At 71.3% G+C, this 25,721-nt stretch carries 23 protein-coding genes; 17 read left to right on the top strand and 6 right to left on the bottom strand.

Going from position 1 to position 25,721, the window contains the following annotated elements; all coding sequences use genetic code 11:
• The first annotated feature begins 82 nt into the window (after window positions 1–82).
• The 4 genes from bioB to ACFYW9_RS07635 all read left to right on the top strand — a co-directional run bounded on the left by bioB (window position 83) and on the right by ACFYW9_RS07635 (window position 4,199).
• Window positions 83–1,330, top strand: coding sequence for a biotin synthase BioB (gene bioB, locus ACFYW9_RS07650; RefSeq protein WP_389146076.1), 1,248 nt, complete (start codon window positions 83–85; stop codon window positions 1,328–1,330).
• Window positions 1,323–2,603, top strand: a complete 1,281-nt coding sequence (locus tag ACFYW9_RS07645) for an adenosylmethionine--8-amino-7-oxononanoate transaminase (protein WP_389146073.1) — start codon at window positions 1,323–1,325, stop codon at window positions 2,601–2,603. Before bioB ends, ACFYW9_RS07645 begins: the two co-directional genes overlap by 8 nt.
• 1 nt (window position 2,604) lies before the next feature.
• Window positions 2,605–3,321 (top strand): dethiobiotin synthase, encoded by a 717-nt coding sequence (gene bioD, locus ACFYW9_RS07640; protein WP_328454943.1) that lies wholly within the window; start codon window positions 2,605–2,607, stop codon window positions 3,319–3,321.
• 188 nt (window positions 3,322–3,509) lie between these two features.
• Entirely contained in the window at window positions 3,510–4,199 is a 690-nt protein-coding gene (locus ACFYW9_RS07635) for a class I SAM-dependent methyltransferase (RefSeq protein WP_351865814.1), read from the top strand.
• Between the two features lie 33 nt (window positions 4,200–4,232).
• On the opposite strand, the gene ACFYW9_RS07630 is transcribed toward ACFYW9_RS07635, so the two are convergent.
• Window positions 4,233–4,607 carry a fic family toxin-antitoxin system, toxin component gene (locus tag ACFYW9_RS07630; RefSeq protein ID WP_351865816.1) on the bottom strand — a complete coding sequence of 125 codons (375 nt, stop codon included), beginning with the start codon at window positions 4,605–4,607 and terminating at the stop codon, window positions 4,233–4,235.
• 4 nt (window positions 4,608–4,611) lie between these two features.
• Window positions 4,612–4,851, bottom strand: coding sequence for a toxin-antitoxin system HicB family antitoxin (locus ACFYW9_RS07625; protein WP_326789120.1), 240 nt, complete (start codon window positions 4,849–4,851; stop codon window positions 4,612–4,614).
• A gap of 287 nt (window positions 4,852–5,138) precedes the next feature.
• Between ACFYW9_RS07625 and ACFYW9_RS07620 the strand changes: the two genes are divergently transcribed.
• The 7 genes from ACFYW9_RS07620 (at window position 5,139) to ACFYW9_RS07590 (ending at window position 13,753) form a co-directional block, all read left to right on the top strand.
• Entirely contained in the window at window positions 5,139–6,095 is a 957-nt protein-coding gene (locus ACFYW9_RS07620; RefSeq protein ID WP_389146067.1) for an ABC transporter ATP-binding protein, read from the top strand.
• A gap of 7 nt (window positions 6,096–6,102) precedes the next feature.
• Window positions 6,103–8,667 (top strand): ABC transporter permease, encoded by a 2,565-nt coding sequence (locus ACFYW9_RS07615; RefSeq protein WP_389146064.1) that lies wholly within the window; start codon window positions 6,103–6,105, stop codon window positions 8,665–8,667.
• Window positions 8,668–8,808: 141 nt separating this feature from the next.
• Window positions 8,809–9,726 (top strand): TIGR03621 family F420-dependent LLM class oxidoreductase, encoded by a 918-nt coding sequence (locus tag ACFYW9_RS07610; protein ID WP_389146061.1) that lies wholly within the window; start codon window positions 8,809–8,811, stop codon window positions 9,724–9,726.
• 57 nt (window positions 9,727–9,783) lie between these two features.
• Entirely contained in the window at window positions 9,784–10,209 is a 426-nt protein-coding gene (locus tag ACFYW9_RS07605; protein WP_389146059.1) for a GNAT family N-acetyltransferase, read from the top strand.
• A gap of 275 nt (window positions 10,210–10,484) precedes the next feature.
• Window positions 10,485–11,810, top strand: a complete 1,326-nt coding sequence (locus ACFYW9_RS07600) for a hemolysin family protein (protein ID WP_389146056.1) — start codon at window positions 10,485–10,487, stop codon at window positions 11,808–11,810.
• Entirely contained in the window at window positions 11,807–12,820 is a 1,014-nt protein-coding gene (locus ACFYW9_RS07595) for a hemolysin family protein (RefSeq protein ID WP_389146053.1), read from the top strand. Before ACFYW9_RS07600 ends, ACFYW9_RS07595 begins: the two co-directional genes overlap by 4 nt.
• A 135-nt stretch (window positions 12,821–12,955) precedes the next feature.
• Window positions 12,956–13,753, top strand: coding sequence for an SGNH/GDSL hydrolase family protein (locus ACFYW9_RS07590; RefSeq protein ID WP_389146050.1), 798 nt, complete (start codon window positions 12,956–12,958; stop codon window positions 13,751–13,753).
• Between the two features lie 750 nt (window positions 13,754–14,503).
• Here the strand turns inward: ACFYW9_RS07590 and ACFYW9_RS07585 are convergent.
• Window positions 14,504–15,727, bottom strand: coding sequence for a BN159_2729 family protein (locus ACFYW9_RS07585; RefSeq protein WP_389146047.1), 1,224 nt, complete (start codon window positions 15,725–15,727; stop codon window positions 14,504–14,506).
• Entirely contained in the window at window positions 15,724–16,305 is a 582-nt protein-coding gene (locus ACFYW9_RS07580; RefSeq protein WP_326789111.1) for a sigma-70 family RNA polymerase sigma factor, read from the bottom strand. Before ACFYW9_RS07580 ends, ACFYW9_RS07585 begins: the two co-directional genes overlap by 4 nt.
• A gap of 1,105 nt (window positions 16,306–17,410) precedes the next feature.
• Between ACFYW9_RS07580 and ACFYW9_RS07575 the strand changes: the two genes are divergently transcribed.
• From ACFYW9_RS07575 to ACFYW9_RS07565, 3 genes are all read left to right on the top strand, one after another.
• On the top strand, window positions 17,411–17,782 hold the full coding sequence (locus ACFYW9_RS07575) for a hypothetical protein (protein ID WP_389146043.1): 372 nt from the start codon (window positions 17,411–17,413) through the stop codon (window positions 17,780–17,782).
• Window positions 17,783–18,066: 284 nt separating this feature from the next.
• Window positions 18,067–19,509 carry an adenylosuccinate lyase gene (purB, locus tag ACFYW9_RS07570; RefSeq protein WP_389146040.1) on the top strand — a complete coding sequence of 481 codons (1,443 nt, stop codon included), beginning with the start codon at window positions 18,067–18,069 and terminating at the stop codon, window positions 19,507–19,509.
• A gap of 151 nt (window positions 19,510–19,660) precedes the next feature.
• Window positions 19,661–20,476 carry a nucleotidyltransferase domain-containing protein gene (locus ACFYW9_RS07565; RefSeq protein ID WP_389146037.1) on the top strand — a complete coding sequence of 272 codons (816 nt, stop codon included), beginning with the start codon at window positions 19,661–19,663 and terminating at the stop codon, window positions 20,474–20,476.
• 322 nt (window positions 20,477–20,798) lie between these two features.
• Here ACFYW9_RS07565 and ACFYW9_RS07560 read toward each other — a convergent pair whose 3' ends face one another.
• Window positions 20,799–21,524: an ABC transporter permease subunit gene (locus ACFYW9_RS07560; RefSeq protein ID WP_389146034.1), complete on the bottom strand. Its 726-nt coding sequence runs from the start codon at window positions 21,522–21,524 to the stop codon at window positions 20,799–20,801.
• A gap of 2 nt (window positions 21,525–21,526) precedes the next feature.
• On the bottom strand, window positions 21,527–22,456 hold the full coding sequence (locus ACFYW9_RS07555; RefSeq protein WP_389146031.1) for an ABC transporter ATP-binding protein: 930 nt from the start codon (window positions 22,454–22,456) through the stop codon (window positions 21,527–21,529).
• 108 nt (window positions 22,457–22,564) lie between these two features.
• Here ACFYW9_RS07555 and ACFYW9_RS07550 point away from each other — a divergent pair, with 108 nt between their 5' ends.
• The 3 genes from ACFYW9_RS07550 (at window position 22,565) to ACFYW9_RS07540 (ending at window position 25,661) form a co-directional block, all read left to right on the top strand.
• A complete protein-coding gene (locus ACFYW9_RS07550) occupies window positions 22,565–23,728 on the top strand; it encodes a sensor histidine kinase (RefSeq protein WP_389146028.1) in 1,164 nt (387 codons plus the stop codon).
• A gap of 14 nt (window positions 23,729–23,742) precedes the next feature.
• A complete protein-coding gene (locus tag ACFYW9_RS07545; RefSeq protein ID WP_387302040.1) occupies window positions 23,743–24,405 on the top strand; it encodes a response regulator in 663 nt (220 codons plus the stop codon).
• A gap of 98 nt (window positions 24,406–24,503) precedes the next feature.
• The gene (locus ACFYW9_RS07540; protein WP_351865867.1) at window positions 24,504–25,661 is read left to right on the top strand and encodes an ROK family transcriptional regulator; all 1,158 of its coding nucleotides are present in this window, start codon (window positions 24,504–24,506) and stop codon (window positions 25,659–25,661) included.
• Window positions 25,662–25,721: the final 60 nt, after the last annotated feature.

The raw sequence follows: 25,721 nt of genomic DNA, 5'->3' as shown, positions 1-25,721 counted from the left end.
GGCAATACCCACACGTCGAACCATCTCTGTTGTGCAAACTCTCCTTGGCCGGGAGCGGTCGCATAGGCCAGGATCGGACCTCATGGACCTGCTGAACACGCTGGTGGACAAGGGGCTTCGGCGCGAGCTGCCGACCCGCGACGAGGCGCTGGCCGTACTGGCCACCTCCGACGACGACGTACTCGACGTGGTGGCCGCGGCCGGCAAGGTGCGCCGTCACTGGTTCGGGCGACGGGTGAAACTGAACTATCTCGTCAACCTGAAGTCGGGCCTGTGCCCGGAGGACTGCTCGTACTGCTCGCAGCGTCTGGGCTCCACGGCCGGCATCCTCAAGTACAGCTGGCTCAAGCCCGACGAGGCCTCCAAGGCCGCGGCGGCCGGGCTGGCCGGTGGCGCCAAGCGGGTCTGCCTGGTGGCCAGCGGGCGCGGCCCGACGGACCGCGACGTGGACCGGGTCTCCGACACGATCAAGGCGATCAAGGACCAGAACGAGAACGTCGAGGTGTGCGCGTGCCTCGGCCTGCTCTCCGACGGCCAGGCCGAGCGGCTGCGCGCGGCGGGCGCGGACGCCTACAACCACAACCTGAACACGTCCGAGGGAACGTACGGGGAGATCACGACCACCCACACGTACGCCGACCGGGTGGACACCGTCCAGAAGGCGCACGCGGCGGGGCTGTCCGCCTGCTCGGGTCTGATCGCGGGCATGGGTGAGTCGGACGAGGACCTCGTCGACGTCGTGTACGCGCTGCGCGAGCTCGACCCCGACTCCGTTCCGGTGAATTTCCTGATCCCGTTCGAGGGAACCCCGCTCGCCAAGGAGTGGAACCTCACCCCGCAGCGCTGTCTGCGGATCCTCGCGATGGTCCGCTTCGTGTGCCCGGACGTCGAGGTCCGGATCGCGGGCGGCCGCGAGGTGCATCTGCGCACGCTCCAGCCGCTGGCCCTGCACCTCGCCAACTCGATCTTCCTCGGTGACTACCTCACCAGCGAGGGCCAGGCGGGCAAGGCCGACCTGGAGATGATCGCGGACGCCGGCTTCGAGGTGGAGAACGCGGGCGAGGTGACGCTGCCCGAGCACCGTGCGCCGTCGGGCGGCGGCTGCGGATCGCACGCGGAAGCCGGGTGCGGACCGCACGACGACGCCGGGTGCGGATCGCACGCGGAGGCCGGATGCGGGTCCCACGCGGGCGGCGGCGTCTGCGGCTCGGCGCCCGCGGCTCCGGCCGAGGCGCCCGCGGCCGTGGCCGAGGCGCCCGCCGACGCCCGTACGGACCTGGTCTCCGTGCGCCGCCGCGGTGCCGGAACGGACCTCGCGCCCAATGCCTGAGCTGTCCGTGCGGGAACTGCTCGACCTCGACCGGCGGCACGTCTGGCATCCGTACGGGCCGATGCCCGGCCGCCAGGAGCCGCTGGTCGTGGAGTCGGCGAGCGGGGTCCGGCTGCGGCTGGCCGACGGCACGGGCGAGCTGGTCGACGGCATGTCGTCCTGGTGGTCGGCCATCCACGGCTACAACCACCCGGTCCTGAACGACGCGGCACGCGGCCAGCTGGAGCGGATGAGCCACGTGATGTTCGGCGGGCTCACCCACGAGCCCGCCGTCCGGCTGGCGAAGCTGCTGGTCAACATCTCGCCGGAGGGTCTGGAACACGTCTTCCTCGCCGACTCCGGCTCGGTCGCGGTCGAGGTCGCCGTCAAGATGTGCCTCCAGCACTGGCGCTCGCTCGGCCGTCCGGGCAAGCAGCGGCTGCTGACCTGGCGGGGCGGCTATCACGGGGACACCTGGCAGCCCATGTCGGTGTGCGACCCCGAGGGCGGGATGCACGAGCTGTGGCAGGGCGTGCTCCAGCGTCAGGTCTTCGCCGACGCGCCGCCTGCCGGGTACGAGGAGTCGTACGCGGACCAGCTGCGTGAGCTGATCGGGCGGCACGCCGACGAGCTCGCCGCCGTCATCGTGGAGCCGGTGGTGCAGGGCGCGGGCGGCATGCGCTTCCACTCCCCCGCGTATCTGCGGGTGCTGCGCGAGGCCTGCGACGAGCACGACGTCCTGCTGGTCTTCGACGAGATCGCGACGGGTTTCGGCCGTACGGGTGAGCTGTTCGCCGCGGACCACGCGGGGGTGACCCCGGACGTGATGTGTGTCGGCAAGGCGCTGACCGGCGGTTATCTGACGATGGCGGCGACGCTGTGCACCTCGCGGGTGGCCGACGGCATCTCGCGCGGTGAGGTCCCGGTGCTCGCGCACGGCCCGACCTTCATGGGCAATCCGCTCGCCGCCGCGGTGGCGTGCGCCTCGGTCGACCTGCTGCTGGGCCAGGACTGGCGGACCGAGGTGAAGCGGATCGAGGCCGGTCTGCGGGAGGGCCTCGCGGAGGCCGCCTCGCTGCCGGGCGTCCGGGACGTACGCGTGCTCGGCGCGATCGGAGTCGTCCAGCTCGACCACGAGGTGGACATGAAGGCGGCGACGGCGGCCGCGGTGCGCGAGGGCGTGTGGCTGCGGCCGTTCCGCGACCTCGTCTACACGATGCCGCCGTACGTCACCGGCGACACGGATCTGGCACGGATCGCCCGCGCGGTGTGCGCGGCGGCGCGGGAGGGCTGAGATGACGGTACTGGTGATCACGGGTACGGGCACGGAGGTGGGCAAGACGGTCGTCACGGCCGCCGTCGCCGCCACGGCTCTCGCGGCCGGGCGGTCCGTGGCCGTCCTGAAGCCCGCGCAGACGGGTGTACGACCGGACGAGCGCGGCGACGCGGACGAGGTGGCCCGGCTCGCCGGTGCCGTCACGACGCTCGAACTGGGCCGCTATCCCGAGCCGTTGGCGCCCGCGACGGCCGCCCGGCGGGCCGGACTGACGGCCGTGTCCCCGCAGTCGGCGGCGGAGGCCGCGGCGAAGCTCGCCACCGAGCACGATCTGGTCCTGGTCGAGGGCGCGGGCGGTCTGCTCGTCCGGCTGGACCACGAGGACGGGACGCTCGCGGACGTGGCCCGGCTGCTGGACGCGCCCGTGCTGGTCGTCGCTTCCGCGGGGCTGGGCACGCTCAACACGACGGAACTGACGGCTCGTGAACTGCGGCTGCGGGAGCTGGAGTTCGCGGGGGTCGTGATCGGGAGCTGGCCGGACTCCCCCGATCTGGCGATGCGGTGCAATCTCGCGGACCTCCCGGCCGTGTCCGGGGCGCCCCTTCTGGGCGCGGTCCCGGCGGGCGCGGGTGGCCTCTCGCCCGCGGACTTCCGTGCCGGAGCGCCGAGCTGGCTGGATCACCGGCTGGGCGGACGCTGGAACGCCGGGGTCTTCACGGCGGCGCACACGGCCTGACGCCGGCCGCGGACGCGCCGCTCACGGCGTCCGCCCGTCACTGACCGGGCCGCCGGTCGAGCGTCCCTCGACCGTCGCGGTACTCGGACTCGGCCAACCGCAGGGCGGTGCTGGACAGCCGCGCCGGGCGTGCGGTGGACCTCCCGGGGGGACAATCCCGGTGAACCCTGTCTCCCGGGAGGTCCGAAATGCCGTTCAAGCCGCTCCGGCCGGCCGGCCCCGGCAAGGTCTCCGCGCACGCCGTGCACCATCCGGTGTTCGCCCGCTACTACGCCCGCTTCAGCACCGGCGCCGAGACCCGGATGGGGATCGGCCGGCTGCGTGAACGGCTGCTCGCCGGACTGTCCGGGCGGGTGATCGAGATCGGCGCGGGCAACGGTCTGAACTTCGCCCACTATCCGGGCACCGTCTCGGAGGTCGTCGCCATCGAACCCGAGCGGCTGCTGCGGCAGTTGGCGGTGGAGGCGGCGATGCGCTGCGAGGTGCCCGTCGATGTGGCGCCGGGTGCCGCGGAGGCCCTGCCGGTCAAGAGCGAGGCGTACGACGCCGCCGTGCTCTCGCTGGTGCTGTGCAGCGTGCGGGACGTACCGAAGGCGCTCGCCGAGGTGCGGCGGGTGCTGCGCCCCGGCGGCACGGTGCGGTTCTTCGAGCACGGCCGGGGCGGCGGACGGGTCATGGGGTCCGTCCAGCGGGGCCTGGACGCCACGGTGTGGCCGCGGTTGTGCGGCGGCTGCCACGTGGCCCGCGACCCGATCGCCGCACTGCGTGAGGCGGGGTTCGAACTGGGCCCGTACCGGCGGCTGTTGCTGCCGGAGAAGGGACCACGCCTGCCCACGTCGTACTGCGTCCTGGGCACCGCCCGTCGGCCGCTCGACTGACGAGCGCGCCCCCGGCGCCCAGGACACCGGGTGTCACAGACTCCAGCGGCGCAGTTCGTGGGCGATGTCGTGCACGGTGGCCTCGCCGCTCTTCACCAGGCGGGCCAGTTCCCGCACCTGTTCGGGCGAGGTGACGACCTTCAGGCCGCTGGCGACGAGATAGGCGTAGGCGACGGCCGAGGCGAACATCGCGTTGGAGCGTTCGAGCGCCGGGACGTGCAGCAGGAGCTGGAGCAGCGCGGCGGCGCGGGCGTGCGGGCTGTCGTAGACGGGAATGCCGAGGATCTCCGCCTCGTGCCGGCTGACCGCGGCGACGAGGGATCCCCAATCGGTGACCTGGGGGTCTCCGGGTGTCTTCTGTTCGGCGATCATGAGGAGCCAGGCAAGATCGACTCTGAGACTGCTCAAGGGATCAACGACGACCTTCGCTGGTGCCTTCGCGGTCCGCGCCGAACTCCTCGACGAAGACGGACTCGTACTGCTTCATGAAATCGGCGGCGGCTTCCACGAAGGTGTGGCCCACTTCCCCGGTGTCCTGCCGGACCAGTTCCTCGATATAGCGGTTCACGCTCATCCCCCGTTCCAGGGCGCGCTCCCGAGCGGCCCTCGCGGTGCCTTCGTCCACCCGGACGTTCAGCTGAGTCTTCGCCATGCTTCGAAGCTAGCGCGATATCGCTAGCACCGGCAAGGGGGCCTGGTACAGGGCGGAGAGCCAAGGGTGCGGGGCCAGGGCGTGAAGCCGGGTGGAGAACCTCGGTGGACCGCGATGGAGAGCCTCGGTGGAGACCCTCGGTGGAGATTGCCCCTTACATCGATATCAGGGGCACACCCTGGGACGGAGAGGGTGCGGCACCTAGGGGGGATACCGGGTGTGCCTCCGATCACACTACGCTCGGGCCGGACGAGGAGTCCGGACCATCCATCACAGAGGAGGCGGTCTTGTCCACAGCTGCTGCGGAGCAGATCCCGGGCCGCGCGGAGGGGGACGGGATCGCCGCCCGCGCCCGCGGCCTGACCAAGGCGTACGGTTCCGGCGAGACCGCCGTACTGGCCCTCGACTCGGTCGACGTGGACATCGCGCGCGGCCGGTTCACCGCCGTCATGGGCCCCTCGGGCTCCGGGAAGTCCACCCTGATGCACTGTCTGGCGGGCCTGGACACCGTCTCGGCCGGGCAGGTGTGGCTGGGCGACACGGAGATCACCGGGCTGAAGGACCGCGAGCTGACCCGGCTGCGGCGGGACCGGATCGGCTTCATGTTCCAGTCGTTCAACCTGATCCCCACCCTGAACGCGGCCGAGAACATCACGCTGCCCATGGACATCGCGGGCCAGAAGCCCGACCAGAAGTGGCTCGACCAGGTCATCGACACCCTCGGACTGCGCGAGCGGCTGAAGCACCGGCCCGCCCAGCTCTCCGGAGGACAGCAGCAGCGCGTCGCCTGCGCGCGGGCGCTCGCCTCCCGGCCCGAGCTGATCTTCGCCGACGAGCCGACCGGCAACCTGGACTCACGGGCGGGCCTCGAAGTCCTCGGATTCCTGCGCGAGGCCGTGGACGAGCTGGGCCAGACCGTCGTCATGGTCACGCACGACCCCGGCGCCGCCGCCCACTCCGACCTGGTGCTCTTCCTCGCGGACGGGCGGATCGTGGACGAGATGGAGCGGCCCTCGGCGGACGCCGTGCTGGAGCGGATGAAGCGTTTCGACACGGTTCGGGTGACCTTCGACGGCGGGCGCGGCAGGCCCGGTGGAACGGCGTCCGAGGGCGCCGCGGGTCTCGCGGCCGGTGTCCACGGCGCGGACGACACGGCTCCCGCCGCCGGAGACATCGCCCACGGCAGCCCCGGCGGCACCGCTCCCGGCGGCGGCTCCGGTGACGTAACCCCCGACAAGGACTGAGGCGGTCGTGCTCAAGGCGACACTGCGAAGCTTTCTCGCGCACAAAGGGCGGCTGCTGCTCTCGGCCCTGGCCATCGTGCTGTCCGTGGCCTTCGTCGCGGGCAGCCTCATCTTCTCGGACACGGTGACCCGTACGTTCGACCGGCTCTTCGCCTCGACCGCGGCCGATGTGACCGTGGAGCCGAAGAACGACCTGAAGTCCCAGCTGCCGACCGGGGCCACCGAGACCGTTCCGGCCTCGCTCGCGGACCGGCTCGCCGGGGTCGACGGAGTCGCCGCCACCCATGTGGACGCGTCGGTGGAGAACGCCCCGGTCGTCGACAGCGCGAACAAGTCGGTCGGACCGACGACCGGCGCCCCCACCATCGTCACCAACTGGGAGATCACCGAGCGCAGTCCGGTGAAGCTGACCTCCGGACACGAACCGCACGGCGGCGAAGAGGCACTGCTCGACGCGGACACCGCCGACAAGAAGCACCTCGGCATCGGCGACACCCTCACGGTGCAGGCGCAGCCCGGCTCCTTCGAGGTGCGGATCGTCGGGATCGCCACCTTCACCACCACCAACCCCGGTGCGGCGCTGGTCTTCCTCGACACCCCGACCGCGCAGTCGAAGCTCCTCGGCCGCTCCGACGCCGCCACGAGCATCTCCGTCGACGCCGCGCCGGGTGTCGGCGACGCGACGCTCAAGCGGCGCGTCTCCGCCGAACTCGGCAGCGGGCCCTACGACGTGAAGACGGCCGAGGAGCAGGCGAAGTCCTCCGCCGAGGCCCTCGGCGGATTCCTCGACGTGATCAAGTACGTGATGCTCGGCTTCGCCGGGATCGCGGTGCTCGTCGGCATATTCCTCATCGTCAACACCTTCTCCATGCTGATCGCCCAGCGCACCCGGGAACTCGGGCTGCTGCGGGCACTGGGCGCCGACCGGCGCCAGGTCCGCCGGTCGGTGCTCACCGAGGCGCTGCTCCTCGGCCTGGTCGGTTCGACGCTCGGCCTCGCGGCCGGGATCGGGCTGGCGGTCGGGCTGATCAAACTGATGTCCGCCTTCGGCATGAACCTCAAGTCCACGGAGATGGTGATCGGTTGGCCGACCCCCGTGGCGGCGTACGTCGTCGGGGTCGGCGTCACGTACGTCGCGGCCTATCTGCCGGCCAGGCGTGCGGCGGGCGTCTCCCCCATGGCTGCCCTCTCGGACGCCGAGATCGCGGGCGTGGGACGGCCGTTGCGGGTACGGGCCGTGGTGGGCGGGGTCGTCGGTGCGGCCGGGGCCGCGGCCCTCGCGGGATGCGCGGCCTCGTCCAGGACCTCGACCGCGGCCTCACTGCTGGGACTCGGTGTCGTCCTGACACTGATCGCCACCGTGATCGCCGGACCGCTGCTCGTCCGCCCGGTGATCCGCGTCCTCGGCGGCGCGTTCCCGGCGATCTTCGGTCCGGTGGGCCGGATGAGCCAGCGCAACGCGCTGCGCAATCCACGACGCACCGGTGCCACCGCCGCCGCCCTGATGGTCGGTCTCGCCCTGGTCGGCGGTATGTCCGTGGCCAGCGCCTCCATGAGCAAGTCCTTCGACCAGCAGATCGACAAAACCCTCGGCGCCGACTTCGTGCTCCAGAACGCCAATTTCGTGCCGTTCTCGCACGAGGTCACGGACAAGGTGCGCGCCACCGACGGGGTCGGACTGGTCGTCAGGCAGCGGTTCACCCCGATCGCGGTCGAACTGCCCGACGGCAAGCGGGTGGAGACGACCGCCGCGGCCTACGATCCGCGGCTCGACGACGTCGCCCACATCACGTACGCACGGGGTGACACGGCGGCGGCGCTCGGCGAGGGCCGCATCGCCATGGACGTGCAGTTCGCGAAGGACCACGACGTGCGGGTCGGCAGCACGATTCCCGTCGAGTTCCCCGCCGGCCGCACCACCGAGCTGACGGTGGGCGCGCTCACCGACCAGGGCGGCGGAGGGTTCGGGACGCAGGGCGGACTCGTCTTCGGCTTCGGCACGATCGAGAAGTACGTGCCCGGCGGACAGGACTCGGCGCTGTACGTGAACGCGGCCCCGGGCACCTCGCCGGAGGCGCTGCGCCCCCGTCTGGAGAAGACCCTGGAGCCGTATCCCCAGGTCCAGGTCCGCGACCAGGCCGACTACAAGAAGCTCGTCCACGACCAGATCGCCGTCCTGCTGTACCTCGTGTACGCGCTGCTCGGGCTCGCGATCGTGATCGCCGTGCTCGGCGTGGTCAACACCCTCGCCCTGTCCGTCGTGGAGCGCACCCGTGAGATCGGACTGCTGCGCGCCATCGGTCTCGGCCGGCGCCAACTGCGCCGGATGATCCGTCTGGAGTCCGTGGTGATCGCCGTGTTCGGCGCGATCCTCGGGCTGGCGCTGGGGATCGTCTGGGGCGTCTGCGTGCAGCAGGTGCTCGCGCTCCAGGGCATGGAGGCGCTCGCCATCCCCTGGACGACGATCGTCGCGGTCGTGGTCGGCTCGGCCGTCGTCGGAATCGTCGCGGCGCTGCTTCCGGCCCTGCGCGCGTCGCGCATGAACGTGCTCGCGGCCATCGCCCACGAGTGACCACGGGCTCGCCCCGGTCCACCAGGGCCGGGGCGTTCCCATCGGCTCACCCCGCCGCCCGGTCCGCCGGGGCCCGGGACCGGCCACCGCTCGCCTCAGCCCGCCCGGCCGGGGCGAGTCCCCCCGAGGAAGGGATGGTTCATGTCACGCCCGTTCCGTTTCGGTGTCAGCCTCATCGCCCCGGCGACCGCCACCGAGTGGGCCGCCAAGTGCCGCCGAGCCGAGGAACTCGGCTACGACGTGATCACCGTGGCGGACCATCTGGGCATGCCCGCCCCCTTCCCCTCGCTGGTCGCCGCCGCAGCGGCGACCAGGAGGCCGCGGCTCGGCACGTTCGTGCTCAACGCGGCCTTCTGGAACCCCGCGTTGCTGGCCCGTGAGGTGGCCACCGCAGACGCGCTGACGGACGGCCGTCTCGAACTCGGCCTCGGCACCGGGTACGTACCGGCCGAACACGAGACGGCGGGTCTGCCCTTCGGCACCCCCCGCGAGCGGGTCGACCATCTCCTGCGCACGGTGGAGGAGTTGAAGCGCCTGCTCGGCCCGGACGGACTCTCCTCCGGCACGCCGTGGCCGGGCGGGAAGGCGCCCGAGCGGCCGGGCGGCGGCCCGCCGCGGGTGCCCCTGCTGATCGGGGCCAACGGCGACCGGATGCTCGGCATCGCCGCGGAACACGCGGACATCGCGTCGTTCACGGGAGCGCGCACCGGGCGGAACGGCACGCTGGAACCGCTCACGGCCACCGAGCTCGACCAGCGTGCCGCGCTCTACCGGAAGGCGTCCGCCGCCCGCGAGGAGCCCGCCGAGCTCAACCTGCTGATCCAGATCGTCACCGTCACCGACGACCGCGACGCCGCGGTCCGGCCGTGGCTGCCCCGGCTCCCGCAGCTGGCCGAGCGGGAGGTGCTGGAGCTGCCCATCGTCCTGATCGGCACTGTGGAACAGCTCGTCGGCCAGGTCCGGGACCTGCGGGAGCGCTACGGATTCTCGTATCTGACGGTGCTGGAGCCGAACCTGGAGGCCTTCGCTCCCGTGGTCCGCGAACTGAGCGGCCGGTGATCGTCCGCATGACGGAAATGCCGTTCCGGCACCCGGCGGGCGTGATGGGATCGGATCATGACCGACTTGCGGATACGGGCCGCCCGGCCCGAGGACCTCGACGCCGTGCTCGCCTTCTGGAAGGCGGCCGCCGAGGGCACCAGCATCAGTGACGACCTCAGCGGCACGGAACGGCTCGTCACCCGGGATCCCGGGGCACTCCTGCTCGCGGAGCGCGCCGGGGAGCTCGTGGGCACGGTGATCGCGGGCTTCGACGGCTGGCGCTGCCATCTGTACCGGCTGGCGGTCCGTCCGGACCGGCGGCGCCTCGGCATCGGCTCCGCGCTGCTCGCCGCCGCGGAGGAGCGCTTCGTGCGGCTCGGGGGGCGGCGCGGGGACGCCATGGTCCTGGAACGGAACGAGACCGCCCACCATGTCTGGCGGGCCGCCGGGTATACGCCGGAGGAACAGTGGCGGCGCTGGGTGAAGCCGCTCACCGACTAGGGCCTGTCCGGTCGTCGGCGGTGGGCGGTCGTCCGCGGGGACGGTGATCACTCCCCCGGGCCCGGCGGGGCGGCCGGCACCGGCCGCGGGGCCACCACCCGGAAAGGTCACTTTGCCGATCCTTTACCCTTGTCTGACCATCGTTCCTCCGACGAAAGGCGTGAGCGTCCATCCATGGGCGAGCCTCCCAGTACCCGCGGCCGTGATGCGCACGGCGGCCCGGGACATCGCGCGATCCCCCGGTCCCTGGCCGATCATGGGACGGAGGTGACCCGATGACCGAAGTGTTCCTCCTGCTGGTCGCAGTTCTGCTGTCGCTGGCCTGCGGCGGCTTCGTGGCGGCCGAGTTCTCCCTGACCACCGTCGAGCGCAGCGAGCTGGAACGTGCCGTGGAGCGCGGCGAGCGGGGCGCCTCCGGGGCCCTCAAGGCCGTACGGAACCTCACCTTCCAGCTCTCCGGCGCCCAGCTCGGCATCACCGTGACGAACCTGGTCGTCGGCATGCTCTCCGAGGCGTCGATCGCCAAGCTCATCGCGGGCCCCCTGGAATCACTGGGCGTCCCGCCCTCCGCGTCGAACTCGGTGGCGCTGATCATCGGTACGGGGCTCTCGACCGTCTTCCTGATGGTCGTCGGCGAGCTGGTGCCCAAGAACTGGGCGATCTCCTCGCCGCTGGCCGTGGCCAAGCGGGTGGCGACGCCGCAGCGCTGGTTCAGCGCGGCGTTCCGCCCGTTCATCGCCCATCTCAACAACAGCGCGAACCACGTCGTACGCCGCTTCGGCCTCGAACCGGCCGAGGAGCTGGCCTCCGCCCGCGGGCCCCAGGAGCTGGCGGCGCTCGCCCGGCACTCCGCCAAGGAGGGCGCCTTGGAGGCGGACACCGCCGAGCTGTTCGTGCGCACCCTGAACCTCGCCGACCTGACCGCGGAGAACGTGATGACACCGCGCGTCCAGGTCATCGCGCTGGACGTCCAGGCGACCTGCGAGGACGTGGCGAACGCGACCCGGGCGACCGGCCTGTCCCGGTTCCCGGTCTACCACGGGAGCCTCGACGAGGTCGTCGGCGTCGCGCACATCAGGGACGTGCTGACCGTGCACGCCTCCAGCCGGACCCAGACACCCGTCTCGCAGATCATGCGCGAGCCGCTGCTCGTACCGGAGTCGCTGACCGTCGACAGGCTCCTGGACCGGCTGGCCGGCAAACGCACGATGGCCGTGGTCATCGATGAATACGGCGGTACGGCCGGTGTCGCCACCCTGGAGGACATCGTGGAGGAGGTCGTCGGCGAGGTACGCGACGAGCACGACCCGCACGAGACGCCCGACCTCGCCCCGGTCGGCACGGACACCGAGGGCCGGACGCTGTACTCGGCCGACGGGTTCGCCCGTACCGACCAGCTCGCCCGGGTCGGACTGCGGGTGCCCGACGGACCGTACGAGACCCTGGCCGGTTTCATCGCGACCGAGCTCGGCCGGATCCCCGCCGAGGGGGACAGCGTCGAGGCCGACGCCTGGCGGCTCGACGTCGTGGACGCCTCGGGACGGCGGGCCGCACGGGTGCTGCTGCACGCCCCGCACAACGGCGAGGAGAACACGCGATGACCGTCGTACAACTGCTGGTCGGACTCGCGACACTCGTCGTGAACGCCTTCTTCGTCGGCGCCGAGTTCGGCCTGATCTCGGTGCGCCGCAGCCAGATCGAACCGCACGCCGAGCGGGGCGACCGGCGGGCACGGAGCGTCCTCTGGGGCCTCGAACACGTCTCGGCCCTGCTCGCGACCGCGCAGCTCGGCATCACGCTGTGCACCCTGGTGCTCGGCATCGTGGCCGAACCCGCCATCGCGCACCTGCTGGAGCCGGTGTTCCACGCGGTGGGCGTCCCCTCCGGCGCGGGCCACGCGGTCTCCTTCGTCATCGCGCTCGCCCTGGCGACGTACCTGCACATGCTGCTCGGCGAGATGGTGCCGAAGAACGTGGCACTGGCGGAGCCCGTACGCACGGCACTGGTGCTCGGACCGCCGCTGGTCACGCTCTCCCGCGCGCTGCGCCCGGTGATCTTCGCGGTCAACGCCTTCTCCAACGCACTGCTGAAACTGCTGCGGGTCGAGACGAAGGACGAGGTCGTGGCGACCTTCTCCGACGACGAACTCGCCCGCCTGGTCAAGGACTCCAGCGCGGCGGGGCTCATCGACCACCGTGCCCAGGAGCGGCTGCGTGACGCCCTGGAACTGGGCCGCCGCCCGGTGCACGACGTCGTGCTCCCGGTGGAGCGCGTCGTCTACGCGCGCGTGGGCATCACTCCGGAGGAGCTGGAGCGCCTGTCCGCCGAGTCGGGGTTCTCCCGCTTCCCCGTCGTCGACGAGGGACGCCGGATCGTCGGTTATCTGCACGTCAAGGACGCGCTCGACGCGGTCCCCCGCGAGGTGCCGTTCCGTGTGGAGGACATGCGGCACATCGCCCGTGTCCGCGAGAGCACCCCTCTGGACGACGTCCTGACCGCGATGCGCCGCAGTCGTACACATCTCGCGGCGGTCATGGGCAGCGACGGACGGCTCACGGGACTGGTGACGATGGAGGACGTCCTGCGAGAACTGTTCGGACAGCCCGCGTAGGAGGGACGCTCCGGCTCCGGTGCGGGAGAGCGGCAGGAACCCGGGGCCCGCTCGGCGCCGGGGTCACCCTCCCCGCTCCGGTGGGACGGTCCGACCGACCGACGAGTATGTGTTCGGGTTACCATCTTTCTCGCCATGCAGATGAATGCCTCATACACCAGCCTCGTCGCGGTCGGCGACTCCTTCACCGAGGGCATGTCGGACCAGTTGCCCGACGGTTCGTACCGAGGATGGGCCGACCTCCTCGCGGGCCGGATGGCGGCCCGGACGCCCGGTTTCCGCTATGCCAACCTCGCGGTGCGCGGCAAGCTGATCGGGCAGATCGTCGACGAGCAGGTGGACGTGGCCGCCGCCATGCGGCCGGATGTGATCACGTTGGTGGGCGGTCTCAACGACACCCTGCGACCCAAGGTCGACATGGGACGCGTCCGCGGTCTCCTGGAGGAGGCCGTGGAGCGGCTCGCCCCGGCCTGCGAGCAGCTCGTCCTGATGCGCAGCCCCGGCCGCAACGGTCCGGTCCTCGAACGCTTCCGGCCCCGCATGGAGGAGCTCTTCACCGTCGTCGACGCCCTCGCCGAGCGGCACGGCGCTCTGGTGGTCGACCTCTACGGGGCACCCTCGCTCGCCGACCCCCGCTCCTGGGACGTCGACCGGCTGCACCTGACCGCCGATGGACACCGCCGGGTCGCGGAAGCCGTGTGGCAGACACTCGGCTACGAAACCGAGGACCCGGAGTGGCACGTCCCGTCGACGCCCACCGCGCCTCCCGGCTGGGTCTCCCGCCGCACCGCCGACGCCCGCTTCGCCCGGCAGCATCTGCTGCCGTGGATCGGGCGACGGCTGACGGGGCGCTCGTCCGGGGACGGACGGCCGGCGAAGCGGCCTGAGCTGCTGCCCTACGAGGATCACGTCACGGGCGGCCACGGCGGCTGAGTCCGCGATCCACCGAGGTACCTCCGGACGCCGCGGAACCCTGGACCCTGTTCACGTGCCGACGTACCCGAGCACGGTGGCCGCGGGGATCGGGCGAAGCGTCTGGCGGGCGGCTTCCGCCGTGCCGCTCTCTCGAGTGACACGGCGGCCCATGCTCCGCATAGAGAGGACGCTACCGGTTCACCCCGCGACCGCCACAGGGCGCACGGGGGGCGCTCGACAGCGCGGGAGCGCCGTCGATGCGCCCGGAACTACGGCTGGGCCCGGCGCGTACGCCGGGCCCCGCCGACGGCCCCTCCAGCTTTGCGGAGCATGGAGAGGAGCCGTCTCGCCACCTCTGAGAGAATGGCAAGTAACAGGCCAGCGGGGAGTTCCCGCTGGAATCAGCATCCAAGCACTGAAGCGTGGGCCTGAGAAGTACGCCCCTGAGCACTGCCCGAGGAACTTGCCTGCACCTGTCCATGGGCGTGGCCGGGGCAAAGGCAAGTGCGTACCTTTTGGCACCGACACACCACCGGTGGACCGATCAGGGCCGATGCGCCCCATCGGCACCCTTGGGGCGGACTGCCGGCAGGGTGGGAAACCAGCCATACCGAGCAACCTCGCCTACAACAGGCCAGGATCGCTCTGCGCCAGGTGCATTACACGGACTGTGAGCATGTGTGGACACATAGCCGCGGTTCACCTCATGCAGAGGCGCGGTGCGTCACGAGTGAGAAACAGTCAGCCGAAGCGGCGCCCCGGCCGCGATCAGGCGGTGTCCCCGGCGATTCCGCCGGAGGGCAGGGGGGTCTCCGTCAGCGGGCCGTGCGCCATGACGATCGAGGCGAGCGGATAGGGGGGACCGTCCGTGCCGCGCAGGACCAGCAGGGGCATCCCCCGCTCGTCCTGGCGCCGGCCGAGCGACAGCCAGATGCGGTCGGTGCGATCGACCTGCCCCACCCCCAGGTCGTAGATCCGCCCCCAGAGGAAGAAGGGGTCGGCGGCCGTGTCGCTCGCCTCCTGGAGGAGTTCGGGGACGCCGTGCGCGGTGAGGTGGACGGCGACTCCGTCGAGGGTTCCCGCGGCCACCTGAGCGTGTCCGGCCGTCCTGGTCCGGACGTTGCGGGGAGCCCCGATCGCGTCGAGCCAGTACTCCCAGTCGTCCAGACAGGTGGCCTTGATGGCCACGGTCACCCGCTCGCCGTCCGCCGTGATCTGCATGGCTTCCAGGCGTGCGAGGTGGTCGGACTGAAGGCTCGCGGCGACGGAGACCGCGCGGGCGGAGGCGCTGCCCCATCCCACCGGACGTGACCGCGCGGCGGCCGGCCTCACCCGGGGAACCTGGCCGTCGACGCGTTGCGGCACCGGCGCCGCCCCGTGCTCCACCACGGCCCGTCCGGCACCGCGGTCGGCGAGATGCAGGACGATCGCACCCCGCGCGGGGGGCACGAGCGGCGAGGCGACAAAAGCCCGGTCGTGCCGCGGCTCGGGGTCCTCGCCACCGGAAACCGGCTCCCTGTGGTCCGGAGCGGGCGCGGGAGCGCGATCGTGCCGTGGCTCGGAGTCCTCGTCCCCGGGAACGGGTTCCTCGAGGTCCGGCCCGGGCGCGTGGGCATGGCCGTGCCGCGCGTCCGGCTCGGGCGCGTGGTCGTGCCGCGCGTCCGGCTCGGGCGCGGGCGCGTGGCCGTGCCGCGGCTCGACGTCGTCGCCGGGGATCAGTCCCTTGCGGTTCAGCGCGGTGGCGATCCGCATCGCGACCTCGCTCGGGTAGCCGCAGTCCTCGACGATCGTGTCGACGGCCGCGTGATAGGCCTCCGGGCAGTTCTGCCCGGCCTCGACCTGTGTCCGCAGCCGTTCGAGGACACCTGCCCCGCCCGCTTCCACCAGACGCCCCTGCGCCTCCAGGTCGGCGACGAACTCCCGTGCGAACGCGCTGAGTTGCTCGGCGAGATTGGCCTCGACGGCGGAACGGATCCCGGGCACTGTGGTCATGCCGCCACCCCCAGGTACTCGCTGCGCAGCTTGGCCAGAGCCCGGAACTGCAGGGTCTTCACCGCGCCTTCGGACCGTGACATCTGACGCGCCGTCTCCAGCACCGAGAACTCCATGAGGAACCGGCGCGTGAGGACCTCGCGTTGCGGCGGCCGCAGTTGCTCAAGGGCCCGGCGCAGCAACTCCTCGTCCAGACTGATCAAAACGGTGTCCTCGGTGCTGACCGTGAGGTCCTCGTCGAAGCCGAGCATGTCCTCGACGACGAACTCACGGCGCTGAGCACTCTTGCAATGGTCGATGACCTTGTTCCGGGCGATGGTGATCAGCCATCCGACGAAGCCGATACCGCGGTAGGTGAAAGTCTCGCGTTTCATCCATGCGTTGAGAAAGGTCTCGCCGGTGATGTCCTCGGCGACCTGCCGATTGCGTACACGGCGCTGTACGTAAGCCAGTACCGCGGGGTGGTGCAGAGCGTAGAGCTCCCCGAACGCGTCCCGGTCACCCGCGAGCGCTCGGGCGATAAGGGCCGGTTCTCTGGTGTCGAACCGCGGTGTGGCGGCGTTAGCCTCGGCGATCAAGGCCTACTCCGTTCATGAGTGGATGAACTGTGGTGGGCATGTGCTGCGACGGTCCGCTCCGGCCATGGCCGGGCTCGGGCGCCGGATGACCGGGTCGTCGTGTCCGAAGGTTTCGAGGCGTCCCCCGCAGATGCCTCGCAGCTCCGGAGCCTGGTCGAGCCGATGCCGAGGCGGTGCAATCAGGGTCCCCTCAAAGGGACTTGCATACGTGCGACTAACTCACAGTCATGCAACATATGCAACTTGCGTACACGTGCGCAAGTTGCTTCGCCGGTATCACGACGAGACTTTTTGGTGGGAACTGGAGTACGAGACGTCCCCCTTGGCCTGGCATGACACATAAACGCCTACTGACCTGCGAAGATGCACGCATGCAAGTCGCGTGCAACTTGCATACACGCGCGCTACTCTCCGGAACATGCGGAGCATGGAAGAGTCCCCCCACGAGTCCCGCGGTGAGCGACAAGCTCTCGCAAGGAGGGTGGGCGAGTACCTCACAAATGCCGCGACAGCGGCCGGGTACGACGTACGCCCACGAGCCGGTGGCCGGGCTCAGCTGGCCATCGCGATTGGAGTGAGCCTGACGACGATCAGCAGAACACTGGAAGGACGGACCCTCCCCCTTCCCTCGCAACTGACCACATGGGCGTCAGTACTTGGCCTCGACCAGCGAGAGATGTTGGTCAACAGCGGGATGCTTCCGCCGGAACACGGGCCTCAGCCCGCGGTGCGGAGGGTAGCCTCAGTAACACTCACCCCGGAGGAGGCCATGGACGCATGGGGAATCACTGATCTCAGAATCCGCACAATGCTCAGCGGGAACATCGTCCAAGCTATCGAGCTCCAAAAGGATCTCGACGCCGACGACAGCCGGGGGGCCACTGCAAGGGGGTAACGAGACGTGGCGTACAGACTGGCATCCGCGTCCACCGCCAGCTGCACAGCCGGCTGGGCATTCGTGGGCGCGGGTGTCTGGCACCATACATGGGAGTTGGCGACAGTCGGGATCGGCCTGTTGACCATGGGCGTGGCCGGAGCACTTGCGGCCGTACTCCGTCACATGGTGACGCAGGTCGACACCCGCACACGACATGATCTCAGCGTCATGGCGGAGCACAGACGCCGCCTGGAGCTGGACATGCACAAGCGCGAACTGGATCTGGCCCAGCGAGAGAAAGCCATGGCCCGCAGGGCCACCGTCACAGCCATCAGACTCGGCAGCCATGCCAGAGCCCTCGACGAGGCGCGGAACGCGAACACGGCACTCCGCGCCAAGAACTCCCAGCTCATGCAGGAGATCGAGGAAGTCAACGATGAGCGCAACCAACTGATCGCGGCGGAGCTCACCTTCGCCCACGACCGGTTCACCTCGAAGACCTACGGGGGTCTGCGCGCTGTCGTCGGCAGCGAGCGGCCCCACCCCGATCCACACGCACAGGCAGGTTACGGAAGCCGTCCCCCGCGATCTGGATCCTGAGCACCACCCTGCGAAAACGTTCCACCGAACCGTCCACCCATCCATACGGTGAACAACTCCCCTCTGTTCAAAGGAGTTGAGCGTCAATCCGCCGGAGCCACCGGCGGACGCAGGAGCGACGACGCGGTCCACGGTGCGCGCCGAGCGCGACACCTCCGTCCCGTCCCCGCGCCCCTCACGCACGCCCCGGTCCGCCGGGGGGTGCCGCTCCGCCGCGACCTGCGCATCCGGGACGCCCCGGACATAACAGGAGCTGCGCCGGACAGCCGGTATGCTCCATGCACGTGACTGCCGCGCCTGCAAAGCCCCGTATCCCCAACGTTCTCGCCGGACGCTACGCCTCCGCCGAGCTCGCCACGCTCTGGTCCCCCGAGCAGAAGGTCAAGCTGGAGCGTCAGCTCTGGCTCGCCGTGCTGCGGGCCCAGAAGGACCTCGGGATCGAGGTGCCGGACGCCGCCGTCGCCGACTACGAGCGCGTCCTCGACCAGGTCGACCTCGCCTCCATCGCCGAGCGCGAGAAGGTCACCCGGCACGACGTGAAGGCGCGGATCGAGGAGTTCAACGACCTCGCCGGCCACGAGCACGTGCACAAGGGCATGACGTCCCGCGACCTCACCGAGAACGTCGAGCAGCTGCAGATCAGGCTCTCCCTGGAGCTGGTGCGCGACCGTACGGTGGCGGTCCTCGCCCGGCTGGCCAAGCTCTCCGGCGAGTACGCCGAGCTGGTCATGGCCGGCCGCTCGCACAACGTGGCCGCGCAGGCCACCACCCTGGGCAAGCGCTTCGCGACCGCCGCGGACGAGATGCTCGTCGCGTACGGCCGCCTCGAGGAGCTGCTCGGCCGCTACCCGCTGCGCGGCATCAAGGGCCCGGTCGGCACGGCCCAGGACATGCTCGACCTGCTGGGCGGCGACGCGGCCAAGCTCGCGGACCTGGAACGGCGGATCGCCGGGCACCTCGGCTTCTCGCAGGCCTTCACCTCCGTGGGCCAGGTCTACCCGCGCTCCCTGGACTACGACGTCGTGACCGCGCTGGTGCAGCTCGCGGCCGCCCCGTCCTCGACCGCCAAGACGATCCGGCTCATGGCCGGGCACGAGCTGGTCACCGAGGGCTTCAAGCCCGGCCAGGTCGGCTCCTCCGCGATGCCGCACAAGATGAACACCCGCTCCTGCGAGCGCGTCAACGGCCTGATGGTCATCCTGCGCGGCTACGCCTCGATGACCGGCGAGCTGGCCGGCGACCAGTGGAACGAGGGCGACGTGTCGTGCTCGGTGGTGCGCCGGGTCGCGCTGCCTGACGCGTTCTTCGCGCTCGACGGTCTGCTGGAGACCTTCCTGACCGTCCTCGACGAGTTCGGCGCCTTCCCGGCCGTCGTCGCCCGCGAGCTGGACCGCTACCTGCCGTTCCTCGCGACGACCAAGGTCCTGATGGGCGCGGTGCGCGCCGGTGTCGGCCGTGAGGTCGCCCACGAGGCGATCAAGGAGAACGCCGTCGCCTCCGCCCTGGCCATGCGCGAGCAGGGCGCCGAGCGCAACGAGCTGCTCGACAAGCTCGCCGCGGACGAGCGGATCCCGCTGGACCGTGCGCGGCTCGACGAGCTGATGGCCGACAAGCTGTCCTTCACGGGAGCCGCGGCCGACCAGGTGGCCGTCGTCGTGGCCCGCGTCGAGGAGATCGTGAAGCAGCACCCGGAGGCCGCGGGCTACACGCCCGGGGCGATCCTCTGACACACCTCGCTCAAGCGGACCTGGAGGCCGCCCGCGACCGGCCGCTCGTGCCGGACACCCTCGCGGTCGGCCTCTCGGCGTTCTCCGGTGGTGTGCGTGGCCGCACCAAAACGGGTCGCGGCCGGAAACGCGCCTCGGCAGAATCCGGGGCATGGAGCGTCTGACGGAGATCGCGGACCGGCTGACCGAGGTCGACGGCGTCGTCGGTGTGTGTCTGGGAGGCAGCCGGGCCAGTGGCACGCACGGCCCTGACTCCGATTTCGATCTGGGCCTCTACTACCGGCCGCCGCTGGACACCGCGGCCCTGCGCCTCCTCGCGGCCCGGCTGACCGGTGGCCGGGTGGACGTCACCGAGCCGGGCGGCTGGGGACCGTGGGTGGACGGTGGCGGCTGGCTGACCGTCGACGGTCACCGGGTCGACTGGATCTACCGTGACCTGGACCGGGTGCACCGCGTCTGGCGGCAGTGCCTCGCCGGGCGGTTCGAGATCGGTGTCCAGCCAGGACATCCCCTGGGTGTCTACTCCCACGCCTACGCCGGTGAGCTGGCCGTCGGGCGGATCCTCGCCGACCCCGGCGGTGAGCTGCGGACCCTGCGGGAGCAGACGCGCCGCTACCCCGAGCCGCTGCGCGAAGCACTGATGGACAACGCGCGGTGGGAGGCACCGTTCATCCTCGCGGGGGCCCGCAAGGGGGCTGCTCGGGGTGATGTCTTCTACGTCTCCGGCTGCCTCTTCCGCGCGGTCGGACTTCTCACTCACGCCCTCCATGCCCAGGCCCGACGCTGGGTGCTCAACGAAAAGGGGGCGGTCCGGGCGGCGGGAGAACTCGCGGTCGCCCCGCCGGAGTTCGCCGTACGGGCTCAGGGGCTGTTCTCCGCGCTCGGCACCACCCCGGAGACACTGGCTGCCGCGCTCGACGACGCCGACAGCCTGGTCACCGAGGTGTGCGGTCGCCTCGACGGCTGATCGGGTCCGAACGGGACGGTCTCCGTGTCACCGCGTCATGGTGGTCACGCCGACGCGGTCACCGCCTCACGGCAGGCCGCCTCCGCGATCACGAGCCGCTGCGCGCGAGCCTCCCGTCGTGCCCCGTGCTGCTCGGCCTCTTCCCGTTCGCCATGCGGGTCCCCCCGGACCGCCGTACGACCCGGCGACCGACCCGCCGTGCCCCGTGGGAAAGTCCTCGGCGCACAGCCGGTCGATCGTGGCGAGATGCCGCGCGATGGTCATGACGTCCGGTGAAGCCGCCACCACTGACGATGGGTGAGGCGTCAGGAAGCCGGCGCGCTCACGCGTCCCTGCGCCGGACGCACCACGCCCCCGCGCCCAGAGCCGCGGCGGTCCACAGCGCGGTCACGGCGAGCCCGCTCCAGGGTCCCAGAGCGCCGTCCCACGACGCGTGCAGGACCGTCTGCCCGGCCTTGTCCGGCAGGAAGTCCGCCACACTCCCCGACGCTCCCCCCACGACGAAGGACACGATCAGGAGGAACGGGATCAGGATGCTCAAGGTGGCGACCCCGCTGCGCAGGACGGCTGCCAGACCCGCCGCGAACAGGGCCATCAAGGACAGGTAGACGGCGCAGCCGACCACGCCCCGGAGCTCCTCCGTCCAGGTCAGGGCGTCGGCCCGGGAACCGAGCACGGACGTCCCGACGACCAGACTGATCACGCCCGTGACCAGGCCGATCCCCAGGGCCGGTACGCCGATCGCCACCGTCTTGGCCAGGAACCAGCGCCCCCGGACGGGCACCGCGGCCAGCGAGACGCGGAGCGCGCCGCCCTGGTACTCGGCCGAGACCGCCTGGGCTCCGAAGGTGATGGCCGCGATCTGGCCGAAACTGACACCGAAGAAAGCCGAGAAGAGCGGGTCGAACTCCGGGTCGTCGGAGTTGTCGAGTCCGGCGAGCGCCGAGAACGCGACCGTGGCCACGAGGACGGCGAGCAGCCCCCAGGTGAGCGACCGCAACGTCCGGATCTTGATCCATTCCGCGCGGAGTACGGGTGCGAAGGACACGGTCAGACCTCCTGAGGCTGATTCGGGGCGGCGGCGAACTCGGTCTCGGCGGCCGTCAGATCCAGATAGGCCTGCTCCAACGTCCCCTCTTCCGAGGCGAGTTCGAGAATGGAGAGACCGGCTGCCGAGGTGAGGCGCCCGATGTCCTCCAGTCCCGCGTCGAACGCGGTCCAGCGGCCGTCCTCGCCCTCGACGGCCTCGATGCCGTGCTCCGCGAACAGGCCCCCCAGAGCACGGCCGTCCGTGCTGCGGACCCGGACGCGAGGCCGCACGCGCGCGTCGATGAACGCGCGCATGGGCATGTCGGCCAGGAGTCTGCCGCGGCCGAGGACGACGAGCTGGTCGGCGAAGGAGGCGGTCTCGTTCATGAGGTGGCTGGAGACGAGGACGGTGCGTCCTTCCCGGGCCAGCCGGCGCAGCAGCTCCCGGATCCAGATGATCCCCTCGGGGTCCAGGCCGTTCGACGGTTCGTCCAGGAGCATCACGGGCGGGTCGCCGAGGAGGGCGGCTGCGATGCCCAGGCGCTGACGCATGCCCAGGGAGTACGTCTTCACCCGGTGCCGGGCCACGGGGGCGAGCCCCGTCTCCTCCAGCACCTCGTCGACCCGGCGTTCGGGGATGCGGTTGGTGGCGGCGAGGGCCCGCAGGTGGTTCCGGGCGGTCCGCGATCCGTGCGCGGCTCCCGCGTCGAGGAGGGCGCCCACCTTGCGGAGCGGTTCGTCGAGGGTGGCGTACGCGTGGCCCCCGATGGTGGCGGTGCCGGAGGTGGGCCGGTCCAGGCCCAGCACGAGCCGCATGGTGGTGGACTTTCCGGCGCCGTTGGGGCCGAGGAATCCGGTGACGCGGCCCGGGAGAACACTGAAGGTCAGGTGGTCCACGGCGCGCTTGCTGCCGTACTCCTTGGTCAGGTCTTGGACGTCGATGCTGGTCATGGGCCCAGCGTGGCGGCCGCGGAGCGGCTCCCGCCTCCCCCGCGGGTGGAGATCCTCTCCCCCGCCCGGGGGAGGTCCGTTGTCAGTGCTCGCTGACAGGATGGCGCAATGGCCCGATTTCTGCGCCCGCTGCTGTGGGGGACGACGTACACGCGTTTGCTGCACTTGTGGGTGCCGATGCTGTTCACCAGTGTGTGGCTGTTCATCGACCTGTCGAAACCGTGGGTGCCCGCGGCGCTGGTGATTCCGCTGGGGCTGATCCCGGCCGTGCGGCGGGGCGAGGGTGTGCAGGCGCGGTTCATGCTGGCGCCGGATGAGCGGAGTGGGGAGGACCAGGCGTTCTCGGTCGCTCCTTCGGTCGCCTGGCGGGACCGATGGCGGACCGTGTTGTGGCTGGAGGCGCGCATCCTCTTGGGATGGGTGGCTTGTGGTGTCACTGTCTGGATGCCCGTGTTCGCCGTCGATCTCGGCAGAGCGGCCACCGGTTACCGGCCCACCGACGATCCCGTGGTGATGCTCCTGGACCCGCACTGGAGCTGCGCGCTGCTCATCCCGCTGCCCCTGCTCGCCCTGTACGGCGCGGTGGTCGGCCTGGGCGAGCTGGCCACCGCGCTGGCGCGGCGGCTCCTCGGTCCCTCCCCCAGCGAGCGGCTCGCCGCGTTGGAGGAGCGGACCGAACAACTCCTGGAGCGCAATCGCATCGCCCGCGAGCTCCACGACTCCATCGGGCACGCGCTCACCGTCGCGGTGGTGCAGGCCGGCGCCGCGCGCGCGGCGGGCGACCCGGAGTTCACCTCCCGTGCCCTGGCCGCCATCGAGGAGACCGGACGGTCCGCCCTGGAGGATCTGGAGCGGGTGCTGGGCGTGCTGCGCGAGGCGCGGCGTCCCGTGAGCAGCCGTCCTACGCTGATCGACGCCGACCGGCTGCTGGAGTCGGCGCGCGCCTCGGGGGCCAAGGTGGACGCCGAGGTCTCGGGCCCGTTGGAGACGGTGGCCGGTCCGGTGTCCAGAGAGGGCTACCGCATCCTCCAGGAGTCGCTCACCAATGTGCTCCGGCATGCCGGGAGCGTCCCGGTGCGGGTCCGTATCGAGGTCAGGGACGGCACGCTCTCCCTGGAGGTCCGCAATCCGCTGCCGGACGGCAGAGCCGGTTCCGGGCGGGGCAGCGGTCTGCGCGGTATACGGGAGCGGGCCGCGCTGCTCGGCGGCAGCGCCCGGACGGGCCCGCACGAGGGGGACTGGCAGGTGCACGCCGAGCTTCCGTCGCACTGATCTACGCTGGCCGGATGCCGGTCACCGTTCTGCTCGTCGACGACGAACCCCTCGTACGCGCGGGGCTGCGCGCCGTGCTGGAGGCGCAGCCCGACATCGAGGTCGTCGGTGAGGCCGCCGACGGCGCCGCCGTGATCCCGCTCGTCCGGCAGTTGCGGCCGGACGTGGTCGCCATGGACGTCCGGATGCCCCTGATGGACGGCATCGAGACGACCCGGGCGGTTCTGCGGACGGTCGCCGACCCGCCCAAGATCCTCGTGGTGACGACGTTCGAGAACGACGAGTACGTCTACGAGGCGCTGCGCGCCGGGGCCGACGGCTTCCTCCTGAAGCGGGCGCGGCCGGCCGAGATCGTGCACGCGGTGCGGCTGGTGGCCGAGGGCGAGTCCCTGCTGTTCCCCGCCTCCGTGCGGCAGTTGGCGGCCGACTACGGGGACGGCGGGGCCAGTCCGGCGGCGCGGGCGGCCATGGAGCGGGCCGCGCTGACCGAGCGCGAGGCGGACGTGCTGCGGCTGATGGCACGGGGGATGTCCAACGCCGAGATCGCCGCGCGGCTGGTCGTCGGCACCGAGACGGTCAAGTCGCACGTCAGCTCCGTACTGGCGAAGCTGGGTGCCCGGGACCGTACTCAGGCGGTCATCGCGGCCTACGAGTCGGGGTTCGTGGCGCCGGGCTGACGGCGTTCCGCGCACGGGAAAGGGTCCCCGGCCCTCGCCGGGGTCCCCCGCGACGAGTACGATCCGGCCAACACGCGTACAAGCTGGGAGGACGGACGTTGGGGCGGTTGACCGGCGGGGATCCCTCTCTGCTGCGACGGATCAATTCCGCGGTGGTTCTGCACGCCTTGCGTGCCACGGACTGCGCGACCCTCACCGAGATCACCCGGGTGACCGGATTGTCACGGCCGACGGTCGAAGGGGTCGTCGAGGGGCTGATCGAGAACGGGCTCGTCGTCGAGAAGGCGGCCGAGGAGGGCGCCGCACGCCGCCAGGGGCGTCCGGCGCGCAGGTTCCGGTTCCGGGCCGAGGCGGGGCATCTGCTGGGCCTGGAGATCGGACCTCACCGCGTCGCGGCGCTGCTCGCGGACCTGGACGGGCGCGTGATGGGCGCGATGGCCAAGGACGTGGACGAGACGGCGTCCGCCGACGAGCGGCTGGAACGGCTGCGGGTGGCGGTCGCCGAGCTGCTGCGCAGGGCGGGTGTCGCCCGCAGTTCACTGCGCGCGGTGGGCGTGGGAAGCCCCGGCATCGTGGAGGCGGACGGCACCGTGCGCCTGGGCACGGCGCTGCCGGAGTGGACGGGCCTTCCGCTGGGCGAGCGGCTGAGCCGCTCCTTCAAATGCCCGGTGCTCGTGGAGAACGACGCCAACGCGGCGGCGGTCGCGGAGCACTGGAAGGGTGCGGCGACCGACTCCGACGACGTCGTGTTCGTCCTGGCGGGGCTGAGTCCGGGTGCCGGCTCGCTGATCGGCGGGCGGCTGCACCGGGGGTTCGGCGGGGCGGCAGGTGAGATCGGAGCGCTGCATCTGCTGGGCCGTGACGTCACCCCCGAGACGCTGCTGTCGACGACGGACGAGCCGTTGCACCCGCTCGACGAGCAGGCGGTCGCCAAGGTGTTCGCGCTGGCCAGGGACGGCGACCAGCGGGCGCGCGCCGCGGTCGACCGCTTCATCCAGCGGCTGGTGCACGACGTGGCGGCCCTGGTCCTCGCCCTCGACCCGGAGCTGGTCGTCATCGGGGGCTGGGCGGCCGGCCTGGACGGCGTACTGGAGCCGCTGCGGAGGGAGTTGGCGCGCTACTGCCTGCGTCCGCCCAGAGTGGCCCTCTCGATGCTGGGGGAAGCGGCCGTGGCCACCGGTGCGCTGCGACTGGCCCTCGACCATGTGGAGGAGCAGTTGTTCGCGGTGGAGGGAACCGTGACCGCGCGCCGCTGAGCCGCGGGTGACGCGACGACGCCGACCGCCGCCCCGGGCCACAGCCACAGCCACAGCCAC

Origin of the sequence: Streptomyces sp. NPDC002698 (assembly GCF_042888945.1) — a bacterium.
Classification (GTDB): domain Bacteria; phylum Actinomycetota; class Actinomycetes; order Streptomycetales; family Streptomycetaceae; genus Streptomyces.
This window is presented reverse-complemented; position numbering and strand designations above follow the sequence as displayed.

Excerpts from the sequence above, each read along its gene's own strand:
- bioB (WP_389146076.1), top strand. The coding sequence starts at position 83 with ATGGACCTGCTGAACACGCTGGTGGACAAGGGGCTTCGGCGCGAGCTG.
- ACFYW9_RS07645 (WP_389146073.1), top strand. The coding sequence starts at position 1,323 with ATGCCTGAGCTGTCCGTGCGGGAACTGCTCGACCTCGACCGGCGGCAC.
- bioD (WP_328454943.1), top strand. The coding sequence starts at position 2,605 with ATGACGGTACTGGTGATCACGGGTACGGGCACGGAGGTGGGCAAGACG.
- ACFYW9_RS07635 (WP_351865814.1), top strand. The coding sequence starts at position 3,510 with ATGCCGTTCAAGCCGCTCCGGCCGGCCGGCCCCGGCAAGGTCTCCGCG.
- ACFYW9_RS07625 (WP_326789120.1), bottom strand. The coding sequence starts at position 4,851 with ATGGCGAAGACTCAGCTGAACGTCCGGGTGGACGAAGGCACCGCGAGG.
- ACFYW9_RS07610 (WP_389146061.1), top strand. The coding sequence starts at position 8,809 with ATGTCACGCCCGTTCCGTTTCGGTGTCAGCCTCATCGCCCCGGCGACC.
- ACFYW9_RS07605 (WP_389146059.1), top strand. The coding sequence starts at position 9,784 with ATGACCGACTTGCGGATACGGGCCGCCCGGCCCGAGGACCTCGACGCC.
- ACFYW9_RS07600 (WP_389146056.1), top strand. The coding sequence starts at position 10,485 with ATGACCGAAGTGTTCCTCCTGCTGGTCGCAGTTCTGCTGTCGCTGGCC.
- ACFYW9_RS07595 (WP_389146053.1), top strand. The coding sequence starts at position 11,807 with ATGACCGTCGTACAACTGCTGGTCGGACTCGCGACACTCGTCGTGAAC.
- ACFYW9_RS07590 (WP_389146050.1), top strand. The coding sequence starts at position 12,956 with ATGCAGATGAATGCCTCATACACCAGCCTCGTCGCGGTCGGCGACTCC.
- ACFYW9_RS07585 (WP_389146047.1), bottom strand. The coding sequence starts at position 15,727 with ATGACCACAGTGCCCGGGATCCGTTCCGCCGTCGAGGCCAATCTCGCC.
- ACFYW9_RS07575 (WP_389146043.1), top strand. The coding sequence starts at position 17,411 with ATGGCGGAGCACAGACGCCGCCTGGAGCTGGACATGCACAAGCGCGAA.
- ACFYW9_RS07565 (WP_389146037.1), top strand. The coding sequence starts at position 19,661 with ATGGAGCGTCTGACGGAGATCGCGGACCGGCTGACCGAGGTCGACGGC.
- ACFYW9_RS07555 (WP_389146031.1), bottom strand. The coding sequence starts at position 22,456 with ATGACCAGCATCGACGTCCAAGACCTGACCAAGGAGTACGGCAGCAAG.
- ACFYW9_RS07550 (WP_389146028.1), top strand. The coding sequence starts at position 22,565 with ATGGCCCGATTTCTGCGCCCGCTGCTGTGGGGGACGACGTACACGCGT.
- ACFYW9_RS07545 (WP_387302040.1), top strand. The coding sequence starts at position 23,743 with ATGCCGGTCACCGTTCTGCTCGTCGACGACGAACCCCTCGTACGCGCG.